Raw genomic sequence first — 12796 nt, 5'->3', positions numbered from 1 at the left:
GGCGCGACGCCTGGGGATGACTGGTTGACGGGCTAGTTCGCCGAGGTACGTACCACCGCAAACGAATGACCCGGCAGTTCGAGCGTGTCGCCGGCGCGCGGCTCGTCCCACGCCAGCAGGACCTCACCACTCACCGGCACGGACACGGGATCGACACTGAGATTGCAGGCGATGGCCAGTGCACCGCGACGGAGCACGATCCAGCCGGCGTCCTCGTCGTAGTCGACCCCGAGGTCGTCGAGCCACGGGTCGGCCATGTCCGGTTCGTCACCACGCAGCGCGATGAGCCCGCGGTAGACGTCCAGGAGCCGGTCGTGGTCGCCCTCGCCGACCTCGTCCCACTTGAGCTTGGAGCGTTGGAAGGTCTCCGGATCCTGCGGGTCGGGGACCTCGTCGGCGTCCCAGCCGTGCTCGGCGAACTCGGCCTTGCGACCCTCGGCGGTCGCGCGCGCCAGCTCGGGCTCGGGGTGGCTGCTGAAGAACTGGAACGGGCTCGACGATCCCCACTCCTCGCCCATGAACAGCATGGCGGTGTACGGCGATCCGAGCACCAGCGCGGCCTTGACCGCCAGCTGCCCGGTGGTCAGGTTCTGTGACGGCCGATCGCCGACCGCTCGGTTGCCCACCTGGTCGTGGGTCGTCGTGTAGGCCAGCAGTCGCGTCGCCGGGATCGCCTTGGTGTCCAGCGGCCGGCCGTGGCGGCGACGCCGGAACGTCGAGTAGGTGCCGGCGTGGAAGTACCCGTTCTTCAGCGTCTGGGCGAGCGTCTCCACCGAACCGAAGTCGCCGTAGTAGCCCTGGCGTTCGCCGGAGACCGCGGTGTGGATGGCGTGGTGGATGTCGTCGTCCCACTGCGCCGTCAACCCGTACCCGCCTTGATCGCGGGGGGTGATGAGCCGCGGGTCGTTCTTGTCGCTCTCGGCGATCAGCGACAGCGGCCTACCCACTTCCTCTGCCAGAGCGTCGGTTTCGGTCGACATCTCCTCGAGGATGTGAACGGCGGTGACGTCGACGAGCGCGTGGACGGCGTCCAATCGGAGTCCGTCGGCGTGGAAGTCGCGCATCCAGCGCAGCGCGCAGTCGATGATGTACCGACGCACCTCGTCGGAGTCCTCGTCGGCGATGTTCACCGATTCGCCCCACGGGTTGCTGCCCGACGAGAGGTAGGGGCCGAACTTCGGCAGGTAGTTGCCCGACGGTCCGAGGTGGTTGAACACCGCATCGATCAGCACGCCGAGGCCGCGCTGGTGGCAAGCGTCGATCAGCCGCACCAGACCGTCCGGGCCGCCGTACTGTTCGTGCACGGCGTACCACAGCACGCCGTCGTAGCCCCAGCCGTGGGTGCCGCCGAATGCGTTGACGGGCATCAACTCGACGAAGTCGACCCCGAGGTCGACCAGGTGGTCGAGCTTGGCGATCGCCGCCTCGAAGGTGCCTTCTGGGGTGAAGGTTCCGGTGTGCAGTTCGTAGATGACCGCGCCCTCGATCGAGCGCCCGGCCCAGCCGCCGTCGTTCCACTGCGCGGTCGCCGGATCCCACAGCGCCGATCGCTCGTGCACGCCGTCCGGCTGGCGCGGCGACCGCGGGTCCGGCAGCACCTTCGGATCGTCGTCGAGCAGGAAGCCGTAGCGGGCGTCCGACGGCACGTCGACAGTTGCCCGCCACCACCCGTCGTTGGACCGGGTCATGTCGTGGACGGTGCCGTCGACGTCGAGGCGGACCAGTTCAGGCCTCGGCGCCCACACCGCGAATTCGTGGTCAGTCAACGTTTCTCTCCAGGAGTGCGACGGGCAGGTCGCCGTACAGGTCGGCGATCGCGACCCGTCCGGTGAACTCGCGATCGGTGAGCCGGTCGGTCCAGCGACCGGCGGGAAGGTTCAACGTAGTGTCGCCCCAGCCGGATTCGGCGAGGCGCACGGTCCACCTGCTGGCGGCGACCACGACGTCGTCACCCCGCTGGAAGGCCACCACGTGTTCACGAGCGGCCCCGTCGGTGAGCACCGGTCGGTATCCGCCCGAGACGAACGTGTCGGGTCGCTCGCGGCGCAGGTGCAGCGCGGCGGCCGTGACGCGCAACTTGTTGTGGTCGCGGGTGTTGAGCGCCTGCCGGTGCATGGCGTAGTCCACCGGCCTGCGGTTGTCGGGATCGACGAGGCTGTCCTCCCACAGTTCGGTGCCCTGGTAGACGTCCGGCACGCCGGGCAGTGTCAGCTGGAACAGCTTCTGGCCCAGCGCATCGTTGCGGCCGTACTCGTCGAGGCGCCCCACCAACGACGTCAGCTCCGTTGCCACCGGGCCGTCGACGACGGCGTCCAGCCACGCGTGCACGGCGGACTCGAAATCGCCGTCCGGGTCGTTCCACGTGGTGTGGGTGGCCGCCTCCCGCATCGCCTTCTCCGCGTAGGCGTGCAGCCGGTCGCGCAGTTCCTGGGTGACGTGGCCGGTGACCGGCCACACGCCGAAGACGTTCTGCAGCAGGAACAGTGCGGTACCCGTGTCGGGGGCCGGTGTCGCGGCCAACCAGGCACCGACCAATTCGCCCCACAGTGACGGCACCTGGGAGAGCACGCCGATCCGCGCCCGGACGTCCTCGCCGCGCTTGGTGTCGTGGGTGGTGAGCGTGGTCATCGCCGACGGCCACAGCTTGGCGCGCACCGCGTTGCGGTCGTGGAACTCGGCCTTGCCGACGCCGAACCACTCCGGTTCGCCGCCGACCTCGTTGAGCGACACCAGGCGCGCATCGCGGTAGAAGAGGCAGTCCTCCATCGACTTCGCCGTCGCCGCCCCGGACAGCTGCTGCAGTCGCGCTGCGGCCTCCGGACTGGTTGCCACGGCTGCGGTGACGATCGCGAGGGCCTCGTCGAGTTCTGGTGCCTCGCTGATGGTCTCGGCGACCGCGACCGGCATGATCGACGACAGCGACAGGTAGTCCGACCGATATACGCCGACGTGGGTCAGCAGTGCTGCCACGGCGTCCGGAAGGTCCGGGTGGTCCTCCCCGGTGGCCGCGACGATGGTCCGGCACAGCCTGGCGAGTTCGCTGCCGAGGGTGTCGGTGACGGCCCGGGACTTGAGTTCGCGTGCCATCGTGGTCATCTGGCCGTGGTCGACGCCGGAGGTGTCGACGAGTTCGGTGAGGGCCCGGCGACCCGTCGGGTCGACGAACAGGCCACCGACCTCGCGCAGCACGTCGTATCCGGTGGTGCCCTGCACGGGCAGCGTCGGGTCCAGCGGCTCGGTGACGGCGAGGATCTTCTCGATGACGATCCACGCGTCGGGGCCGGTGAGTTCTCGTAGCCACTGCAGGTACAGCGTCGGGTTGGTCAGACCATCGGGATGGTCGATGCGGATCCCGTCGACGATGCCCTCGTCGAACCAGCGCTTCACCTCGACGTGGGTGGCGTCGAAGACGGCGCGATCCTCCTGGCGCAGTCCGGCGAGCGAGGTGATGGAGAAGAACCGCCGGTAGCCGCATACGTTGTGGCGCCAGCTGATCAGCTTGTAGTGCTGCCGATCGTGGGCGTCGCGGCCGGATCCGGAGCCGGTGCCGGTCGCCAGCGGCCAGGTGCGGTCGCCGAGACGCAGCACGTCGCCGTCGACGGTGAGGTCGTCGAGGTCGTCGTCGGAGCCGAGTACCGGCAGGACGATGCGACCGTCGGGATCCAGGGTCCAGTCGACGTCGAAGTACGGCGCGTACGCCGAGTCGCGCCCGTGGGCGAGCAGATCCCACCACCATGCGTTCTGGGTGGGGTCGTCCACGCCGACGTGGTTGGGCACGATGTCGACGATCATGCCCATGCCGCGCTGGTGCACGGCGTCGGCGAGCCGCGAAAGCCCGTCGGCTCCACCGAGTTCCGGCGACACCGTGGTGGGGTCGGTCACGTCGTAGCCATGGGTGGAGCCCTTGGCGGCGGTGAGGATGGGGGAGAGGTAGACGTGGCTGACGCCGAGGTCGTCGAGGTAGTCGATCAGCGCCTCGGCATCGGCGAAGGTGAACTGGTCACCACGCATCTGCAGACGGTAGGTCGACAGGATGGGTCGTGTGGTCGTCGTTGGTCGAGTCACCGTCGTCACGCCGTCTTGCGCAGGACGAGAACGGACCGGCCGGGCAGCGACGTGGTGTCGCCGGCCGACAGGGAGTGGTCGCAGGCGCCGGTCGGATCGGCCGTGTCGAGGGCGCCCACCCAGTGGGCGGCATAGCTCGCATCGGGTGCGATGAGGTCGACCGGGTTGCGGTGAGCGTTGAAGCACAGCAGGAAGGTGTCGTCGACGACCCTCTCACCGCGTGCGTTCGGCGACGGGATGGCATCGCCGTTGAGGAACATGGCCACGAATTTGAACCCCGAATTCCATTCTGTTGACGTCATCTCGGTCCCCGACGGGGTGAGCCATGCGATGTCGCGCACTTCGTCGCCGGTGCGCAGCGGCTTGCCTTCGAAGAAGCGGCGACGCCGGAACACCGGGTGCTTCTTGCGCAGTTCGGTGACCCGGCGGGTGAAGGTGACCAGATCGGCGTTGGTCTCGCACATCGTCCAGTCCATCCACGAGATCTCGGAGTCCTGGCAGTACACGTTGTTGTTGCCGTGCTGGGTGCGGCCGAACTCGTCGCCGTGGCTGATCATGGGCGTGCCCTGGCTGACCAGGAGGGTGACCATGATGTTGCGCATCTGCCTAGCGCGCAGTGCCAGGATCTCCGGGTCGTCGGTCGGACCCTCGACGCCACAGTTCCACGACCGGTTGTGGCTCTCGCCGTCGCGGTTGTCCTCACCATTGGCCTCGTTGTGTTTCTCGTTGTACGACACCAGATCCGCGAGGGTGAACCCGTCGTGGGCGGTGACGAAGTTGATGCTCGCGCTCGGTCGCCGACCCGTGGCCTCATAGAGGTCCGACGAGCCGGTCAATCGAGATGCGAATTCGCCTAGGGTCGCGGGCTCTCCCCGCCAGTAGTCACGCACTGTGTCGCGATACTTCCCGTTCCATTCGGTCCACAAACCCGGGAAGTTGCCCACCTGGTAGCCGCCCTCGCCGACGTCCCACGGTTCGGCGATGAGCTTGACCTGACTGATCACGGGGTCCTGCTGCACCAGGTCGAAGAACGCACTCAGACGGTCCACGTCGTGCAGTTCCCGGGCCAGCGTCGAGGCGAGGTCGAACCGGAACCCGTCGACGTGCATGTCGATCACCCAGTACCGCAGCGAATCCATGATCAGCTGCAGCGTGTGCGGATGGCGGACGTTGAGGCTGTTGCCGGTGCCGGTGAAGTCCTTGTACAACCGCGGGTCGCCGTCGAGGAGGCGGTAGTACGCCGCGTTGTCGATGCCGCGGAAGTTCAGCGTGGGGCCGAGGTGGTTGCCTTCGGCGGTGTGGTTGTAGACGACGTCGAGGATGACCTCGATGCCGGCATCGTGGAACGAGCGGACCATGGTCTTGAACTCGCCGACCACGCCACCCGCGCTCTGGTTCGACGCGTACTGATGGTGCGGGGCGAAGAAGCCAAAGCTGTTGTAGCCCCAGTAGTTTCGCAGGCCGAGTTCGACCAGTCGATGATCGTGCAGGAATTGGTGCACGGGCATGAGTTCGATGGCCGTGACGTTGAGCGACTTGAGGTGCTCGATGATCGCGGGGTGCGCGAGGCCGGCGTACGTGCCGCGTTGCTCCTCGGGGATGGCCGGGTGGGTCTGGGTCATGCCCTTGACGTGCGCCTCGTAGATGACCGTCTCGTGGTACGGCGTGTTCGGCGAACGGTCGGACGCCCAGTTGAAGAACGGGTTGATCACGACGCTGGTCATGGTGTGTCCCAGTGAGTCGATCCGCGGCGGGGTGCCACCGGTGGCGAGGTCGTTGGCGTCGAGGTCGTAGGAGAACAGCGCCTGACTGAAGTCGAACTCGCCGTGGAAGGACTTGCCGTACGGATCGAGGAGCAGCTTGCTGGCGTCGCACCGGTGACCCGATGCCGGATCCCACGGCCCGTGCACGCGGAAGCCGTACCGCTGCCCGGGGCTGACGGTGGGCAGGTAGCCGTGCCAGACGAACCCGTCGCACTCGTCGAGTACCACCCGCTCCTCGGTGCCGTCCTTCTCGATCAGGCAGAGTTCGACCGAGTCGGCGACTTCGGAGAACACCGAGAAGTTGGTGCCCGCACCGTCATAGGTGGCACCCAGCGGATAGGCCGTTCCCGGCCAGATGGCAGAGACCATGTGTCATTCGCTCCCAACGTGGGCCGTGCCGGTCGGTGTCCTCACGTCCGCGGGAGTCACCACCACCTGGTGATCTCGGCGATCTGGCGCCCCAATTCGTTGGTCATCGTGCGCATGTACGTCGTGGTGAAGTGGTGGGAGTCGTGATATATCAACACATTCCCCTCGACGGCGCGGCACTGGTCCTCACGGCAGACCGCGTCGCTCATGTCGAGCGGTTTCAGCAGTGGGAACTGCTTGACGAAGTCCAGCGTGGGGTTGTGATCGGACAGTACCTCCGAGCGCTTGATGCCGCAGGTGCTGGCGTCGCCGCCCCCGGCGATGCAGTCAGCGGGGAAGAACGGTTCGCCGTCGCGGACGTTCCATGGCGTGTCCCGCATGGCCAGCACCGGGATGCGCGCCTTTGCGAATGCCTGCCAGATGCCGACGTAGGCGCTGGGCATAACGTCGCCGTCCTTGATGTTCCATGGCCGGGTCGAGGTGGTGAACACGTAGTCGGGATGGTCGGCGATCAGGCGGGGCATCACCTTGAGGTTCCACTCCCGGCACTTCGGATACTCGCGGTTGTCGCCCATGACGAGCGGAGTTTCCTCGGTGGTCAGCGGGCACCCCATCTTGAGGTAGGTGACGACCTTGAAACCGTGCAGCCTGCCCAGCAGGTCGAGCGCGGTGATCCAGTGTTCGGCGTGCGAGCCGCCGGCCAGGGCGATCGTGCGGGTGGCCGTTTCGTCGCCGTAGGCACAGCTTCTGATGCCGGCGTCGTCGAAGTCGCTGATGCACTGGTCGATGGTGGTCTGCGGCAGGTCGTCCTGGGCTTCGAGGACCGTGGGTCGCATCGGCAGCTTCGGCACCCGGGCGTTGTTGACCAGTGCGCGCGCACCCGGGTAGTCGCGTGAGGACAGGCCGCTGAGTTCCTTGCCGTTCGCCCGCTGGATGGTCATGTGCTCACGCCACGTGAACGACGTCGCCGTCAATGCGACGCCGAGCAGCGTGACGATCGACCCCAGGACGATCGTGGGTCGGCGCAGCCGCTTGCGCAGCGGAACGGACACCGTCGGCCGGGTGGCCACGGGCGCGCGCAGCCGCAACGGTTCCTCGACGTAGCGCATGGTCAGCCACGCCAGTACGCCCGAGAGCAGCAGGATGATCGCGCCTTCGACGAAGTTGGCGCGGGTGTGGCCGCTGTAGGCCAGCCAGAAGATCAGCAGCGGCCAGTGCCACAGGTACAGCGAGTACGCGATCGTACCCAGCTTGACGAACGGCGCCGTGGCCATGAGGCGGTTCGGTGCGGGCATCCGGGCGCCGGCCTTGGCGACGTGCGGGTCGGCTGCCCGGTTGGCCGCGCTCAGGATGAACAGGATGGTTGCGCCGACCGGCACCAGCGCCCACGGGCCGGGGAACTCCCTGACGCCGTCGATGAACGCGCCGCAGGACAGGATCGCTGCCAGGGCGATGACGGACACCACCGTGCGGAGCCACATCGGCCAGCGCACGTACGGAACCACCGCTCCGGCCAGGGCGCCCAGCAGCAACTCCCAGGCGCGGGCGAAGCTGTCGTAGTACGCGGTGGAGGGGTTCTCGCCGTGCGCGATCACGGCGTACACGAACGACGCGATGGTGAGTGCCGTCAGCAGCACGATCAGCAGTGCGCGCATGTGCCGTCCGACGATGCGGCGCAGCAGGAAGGCGACGCCGAAGATCAGCGCGAGGAAAGCGATGTAGAACTGGCCCTGCACCGACATCGACCAGATGTGCTGCAGCGGGCTGACCGACTCGCCTGCCCGCAGGTAATCCGATGCGGTCCTGAGCAATTCCCAGTTCTGGTAGTAACCGAGGCTGGCGAGGCTCTGGTCTGCGAACGTCTCCCACCGGGTCTCGGGCTGCACCAGGATCGTGAGCACCGCCGAGGCCGCCAGCACCACGACCAGTGCGGGCAGCAGCCTGCGCACCAGCCGCTTCACCTCGGGCAGCGGTGCCAGTGACGCGGTCGGGGTCAGCGCCGCGCGCAGCAGGCGACCACCGAAGAAGAAACCCGAGAGTGCCAGGAAGACGTCGACGCCACCGGAGACCCTGCCGAACCACACGTGGAACACCGCGACGAGCGCGATCGCGACGCCCCGGAGACCGTCGAGATCGTGGCGGTAGAAGCCCGACGTCCTGGTGCCCATGGCGGCAGGCGAAGCGGACCCGGATTCGGTACGCGACGCCGTCCGGGTAGGGGCGAGGGTCAGCATGGTCGTCGGACAATCTACCGTGCGGCGGGGTGTGCGCTCATCTCGACGATGAGCCCCCACGTGAAGGGAGCGATGGGCCGTGGCTGCGTTGACGCCCGACGAGATCAGTGCGATCGATGCCGCCCACGTGTGGCACCCGTACAGCACGATCGGCGCCGAGGCCATGGCGCCGGTCGTGGCCGTCGGCGCCAAGGGCGCGTCGCTGACGGTCATCCGGGACGGCCACCCCGTCGAGGTGATCGATGCGATGAGTTCCTGGTGGACGGCGATTCACGGCCACGGCCATCCGGTGCTCGACGCCGCGATCACGAACCAGCTCGCGACGATGAACCACGTCATGTTCGGCGGGTTGACCCACGAGCCCGCGGCCCGGTTGGCCCAGCTGCTGGTCGAGATCACCCCCGAGGGCCTCGACGCGGTCTTCTTCAGCGACTCCGGGTCCGTGGCGGTCGAGATCGCCGCGAAGATGGCGCTGCAGTATCAGGTGGCGCGCGGCCGGCCCGGTAGGCACCGCCTCATGACCTGGCGTGGTGGGTACCACGGCGACACGTTCACGCCGATGAGCGTGTGCGACCCCGACGGCGGGATGCACACGCTGTGGCGCAACGTGCTGAGCCCGCAGGTCTTCGCACCGCAGGTGCCCTCGGAGTACGACCCGGCCTACGCCGAGGCCTTCGCGCGTCAGCTCGCCGAGCGGGCGGACGAGGTCGCGGCCGTGATCGTCGAGCCGGTGGTGCAGGGCGCCGGTGGCATGCGGTTCCACGATCCGCGCTACCTCGCCGACCTGCGCGCCGGGTGTTCGCGGCACGACGTGCTGCTGGTCTTCGACGAGATCGCCACCGGGTTCGGCCGCACGGGTGCGCTGTTCGCCGCCGACCTGGCGGGGGTGACCCCAGACGTGATGTGCGTGGGCAAGGCCCTGACGGGCGGCTACCTGACGCTGGCGGCGACGCTCTGCACCGGCGAGGTGGCCGGGGTGATCAGCGCCAGCGACGAGGGTGCGCTGATGCACGGCCCCACGTTCATGGCGAATGCGTTGGCGTGCGCGGTGTCGGTCGCGTCGGTCGAGTTGCTCCTCGGTCAGGACTGGCAGGCGCGGGTGGGTGAGATCGAGGCGGGACTGCGCGCGGGCCTGGCGCCGGCGGCAGGCATCGACGGCGTCGCCGACGTCCGCGTTCTCGGCGCGATCGGCGTGATCGAGATGGCGCAGGCCGTGGACGTCCCGCGGGCGACGGCCGTGGCGCTCGACCACGGCCTGTGGCTGCGTCCGTTCCGGAATCTGGTGTACGCCATGCCGCCGTTCGTGTGCACTCCCGACGAGGTGGCTCGCATCGGGTCGGGGATGGTGGCGGTCGCGCGTGCACTAACCTGAACGGTGTTCAAGTGTCGGAGGGAGTTCGGGTGCCACGGTCGTTTCCGACGTCTGCGCTGTCACCGCTGTCCTGGTTGGAGGACGTCGAGCGTCAGCGCCGCGCTGCCGGCCTGCGCAGGTCGCTTCGGGCCCGGCCGCCGGTGGGCACCGAACTGGACCTGGCCTCCAACGACTACCTCGGTTTGGCCGCGCACCGCGCGGTGATCGACGGTGGTGTCGAGGCGCTGCGGACGTGGGGCGCCGGTTCGACGGGGTCGCGACTCGTCACCGGCAACACCGAGTTGCACGAGGGCTTCGAGGAGGCGCTGGCGCAGTTCGTCGGCGCGGAGTCGGCCCTGGTGTTCTCCTCGGGCTACACCGCCAACCTCGGTGCCGTCGTCGCGCTGTCCGGGCCCGGCTCGCTGCTGGTGTCCGACGCCTACACCCATGCCTCGCTGGTCGACGCGTGCCGACTCTCCCGCGCCCGGGTGGCGGTGACGCCGCACCGCGACGTCGACGCCGTCGACGAGGCGCTCGCCGCGCGCAGCGAGGAGCGGGCCGTCGTCCTGACCGACTCGGTGTTCAGCGCCGACGGTGCAATGGCGCCGATGCGCAGACTGCATGACGTATGCCGCCGACACGGTGCGCTGCTGATCGTCGACGAGGCCCATGGCCTAGGGGTTCGCGGCGACGGCGGTCGGGGGCTGCTGCACGAGGTCGGTCTGGCCGGTGCGCCCGACGTGGTGATGACGACGACGCTGTCCAAGGCGCTCGGCAGTCAGGGCGGCGTGGTGCTCGGGCCGAGGCCGGTGCGCGACCATCTGATCGACGCCGCCCGGCCGTTCATCTTCGACACCGGCCTTGCGCCTGCCGCCGTGGGTGCGGCGTGGGCCGCTCTGAACGTGCTGATCGCCGAACCGTGGCGCGCGGACGCCGTACTCGCGAATGCCCGTGCGCTGGCTGAGGTCTGCGGTGTGTCCGAGACGCCGGGGTCGGCGGTGGTGTCGGTGATCCTGGGGGAGCCGGACGTCGCGCTCGCCGCCGCCAACGGGTGCCTGGAACGGGGTCTGCGGGTGGGCTGTTTCCGGCCGCCGACGGTACCGGTGGGCACGTCGCGCCTGCGCCTCACCGCGCGTGCGTCCCTGACCGACGACGATCTGGACCTGGCTCGCCGGGTGCTGACGGAAGTCCTGGCGACGGCGCGATCATGAGCATCGTCGTCGTGACGGGCACCGACACCGGCGTGGGGAAGACGGTGGCGACCGCAGCGCTGGCATGCGCGGCCGGGATCGCAGGCATCGACGTCGCCGTGTGCAAGCCCGTGCAGACGGGATCGGGCCCGACCCTCGTCGAGGGTGACGACGACCTCGCTGAGATCGGCAGGCTCGCCGGCGTCGACCGACTGATCCGCGGGTGGCGTTATCCCGAGCCGCTGGCGCCCCGTGCGGCGGCGCTGCGATCGGGGGCCGTGCTGCCCAGCCGGGCCGAGTTGGGCGATCTGATCCTGGGGTCCGATGCGCCGGATCGGCTGGTGATCGTCGAGGGGGCGGGTGGTCTGCTCGTCGAGCTGTCGTCGGAACGGGCGACGCTGCGCGACCTCGCGGGCGACGTCGGCGCCCCGGTGCTCGTCGTGGCCGCCGCCGGGCTGGGGACGCTCAACCACACTGCTCTCACGGTGGAAGCCCTTGGCGCGCAGAGTGTTCCGTGTGCCGGTGTGATCGTCGGTGCGTATCCCGCCGCGCCGAACGTCGCAGAGGCGTCGAACCTCGACGCGCTCGCGGAGATCGCGCCGGTGCGTGCCGTGCTGCCGTCCGGCTCGGGCGCGCTGGATCCGGCGTCGTTCGCCGATCTGAGTGCCCGGGTGTTCTCACCGGACTGGCTGCGGAGTCTGCTGTAGTGGCGCACTCGATCGAGCTGATCTTCGACGAGGCCACCGACGATGCGCTGCGCCGCGACTGGACCGCGCTCGCCGAGGCAGGGCTGCCGAGTCAGGCCCGGCACCGGTCGCCGACCAACCGCCCACACGTCACGCTCGCGGTGTCCGAGCGCATCTCGGCGTCCGTCGACGGGGAGCTGGCGGAGGCCGCGCGGTCGCTGCCCATGCCGTGTCGCATCGGCGCGGTGATGGTGTTCGGACGGCGGTCGCTGACGGTGGTCAGGTTGGTGATCCCGAGCGAACCCCTGCTGCGGCTGCATCGGGACGTGCACGAGCGCAGCATCGGCCATCAGGACCCTGGGCCGTTCCCCCATGCGCTGCCGGGCCAGTGGACCCCGCACGTGACCGTGTGCCGGCGTCTACCGCCGGGCGACCTGCCGGCCGCCCTGGAGGTGCTGGGCGGCGACGACGTGGCCGGGACGTTCGCGGCGCTACGGCGCTGGGACGGCGACGCCCGGATCGACACCGTCATCGGCGTCTGACGCCTGCCGCGCAGCCATCCCGTCGGTGAGCAGCCGCAGTCCGAACGTGAAGCGTGCGTTGGGGTTCGACGTCAGAACCGACTGTTCGTGGGGCAGCGCGCCCGCGGCGTCCCACTGCAGCCGCGACTGCTCGTCGGCGGTGAACCCGAGGACGTAGTAGACGATCGTGCGAGCGGCGAGTTCGGCGTTGGTGGGCACGAAGCCCGCGTCATCGGCGGCCGCGACCAGTCGCTCGAGGATGCCGCGCAGGGCCTGCGACGTGCCGGACGCGAAGGTGGCCGACACCAGTTCCGCCCCGTCGGTGCTCGACAGCAGCGCTTCGCGCAGGCCCGATCCGATGGCGACGATGCGCGCTGCCCACGGCGCGTCGGCGGGTTCTCGGCAGGTGGGTTCGAGGATGCGGTCGGCGACGGCGCCAAGCAGTTCCTGCTTGTCGGCGAAGTGCCAGTAGAGCGCGCCTGGCGTGACGCCGAGTTCGCGCGCCAGTCGTCGCATGGTCAGGTCGGCGAGGCCGTACTCGTCGAGCAGGTGAGCGGCCTTGGCGACCACCTCGTCCCGGCCGTGGCGGCGGTGCGTGTCCACGCCTGTATCCTAAA

At 69.0% G+C, this 12796-nt stretch carries 9 protein-coding genes; 4 read left to right on the top strand and 5 right to left on the bottom strand.

Annotated features, from left to right (window positions below; translation table 11 throughout):
• Positions 1-32 precede the first annotated feature (32 nt).
• Genes treZ through G6N61_RS05935 form a run of 4 tightly spaced genes read right to left on the bottom strand, consistent with a single transcriptional unit; the run spans position 33 to position 8431 of the window.
• Positions 33-1766 (bottom strand): malto-oligosyltrehalose trehalohydrolase, encoded by a 1734-nt coding sequence (gene treZ / locus G6N61_RS05950; RefSeq protein WP_163917691.1) that lies wholly within the window; start codon positions 1764-1766, stop codon positions 33-35.
• The gene (gene treY, locus G6N61_RS05945) at positions 1759-4011 is read right to left on the bottom strand and encodes a malto-oligosyltrehalose synthase (protein ID WP_163917690.1); all 2253 of its coding nucleotides are present in this window, start codon (positions 4009-4011) and stop codon (positions 1759-1761) included. Before treY ends, treZ begins: the two co-directional genes overlap by 8 nt.
• A 59-nt stretch (positions 4012-4070) precedes the next feature.
• A complete protein-coding gene (gene glgX / locus G6N61_RS05940; protein WP_163917689.1) occupies positions 4071-6197 on the bottom strand; it encodes a glycogen debranching protein GlgX in 2127 nt (708 codons plus the stop codon).
• A gap of 56 nt (positions 6198-6253) precedes the next feature.
• Entirely contained in the window at positions 6254-8431 is a 2178-nt protein-coding gene (locus tag G6N61_RS05935; protein ID WP_163917688.1) for an acetyltransferase SucT, read from the bottom strand.
• Between the two features lie 79 nt (positions 8432-8510).
• On the opposite strand from G6N61_RS05935, the gene G6N61_RS05930 reads away from it, so the two are divergent.
• The 4 genes from G6N61_RS05930 to G6N61_RS05915 are packed head-to-tail and all read left to right on the top strand — an operon-like array spanning position 8511 to position 12200.
• Positions 8511-9803 (top strand): adenosylmethionine--8-amino-7-oxononanoate transaminase, encoded by a 1293-nt coding sequence (locus tag G6N61_RS05930; protein ID WP_163917687.1) that lies wholly within the window; start codon positions 8511-8513, stop codon positions 9801-9803.
• Positions 9804-9832: 29 nt separating this feature from the next.
• Positions 9833-10993 carry an 8-amino-7-oxononanoate synthase gene (locus G6N61_RS05925; RefSeq protein ID WP_163917686.1) on the top strand — a complete coding sequence of 387 codons (1161 nt, stop codon included), beginning with the start codon at positions 9833-9835 and terminating at the stop codon, positions 10991-10993.
• Positions 10990-11679 carry a dethiobiotin synthase gene (gene bioD, locus G6N61_RS05920; RefSeq protein WP_163917685.1) on the top strand — a complete coding sequence of 230 codons (690 nt, stop codon included), beginning with the start codon at positions 10990-10992 and terminating at the stop codon, positions 11677-11679. The genes G6N61_RS05925 and bioD overlap by 4 nt, the downstream gene beginning before the upstream one ends.
• On the top strand, positions 11679-12200 hold the full coding sequence (locus G6N61_RS05915) for a 2'-5' RNA ligase family protein (protein ID WP_163917684.1): 522 nt from the start codon (positions 11679-11681) through the stop codon (positions 12198-12200). The genes bioD and G6N61_RS05915 overlap by 1 nt, the downstream gene beginning before the upstream one ends.
• On the opposite strand, the gene G6N61_RS05910 is transcribed toward G6N61_RS05915, so the two are convergent.
• Positions 12150-12782: a TetR/AcrR family transcriptional regulator gene (locus tag G6N61_RS05910; RefSeq protein WP_235887424.1), complete on the bottom strand. Its 633-nt coding sequence runs from the start codon at positions 12780-12782 to the stop codon at positions 12150-12152. The two genes, G6N61_RS05915 and G6N61_RS05910, sit on opposite strands and share 51 nt — an antisense overlap.
• Positions 12783-12796 lie beyond the last annotated feature (14 nt).

The organism is Mycolicibacterium arabiense (assembly GCF_010731815.2).
Taxonomy (GTDB): domain Bacteria; phylum Actinomycetota; class Actinomycetes; order Mycobacteriales; family Mycobacteriaceae; genus Mycobacterium; species Mycobacterium arabiense.
This window is presented reverse-complemented; position numbering and strand designations above follow the sequence as displayed.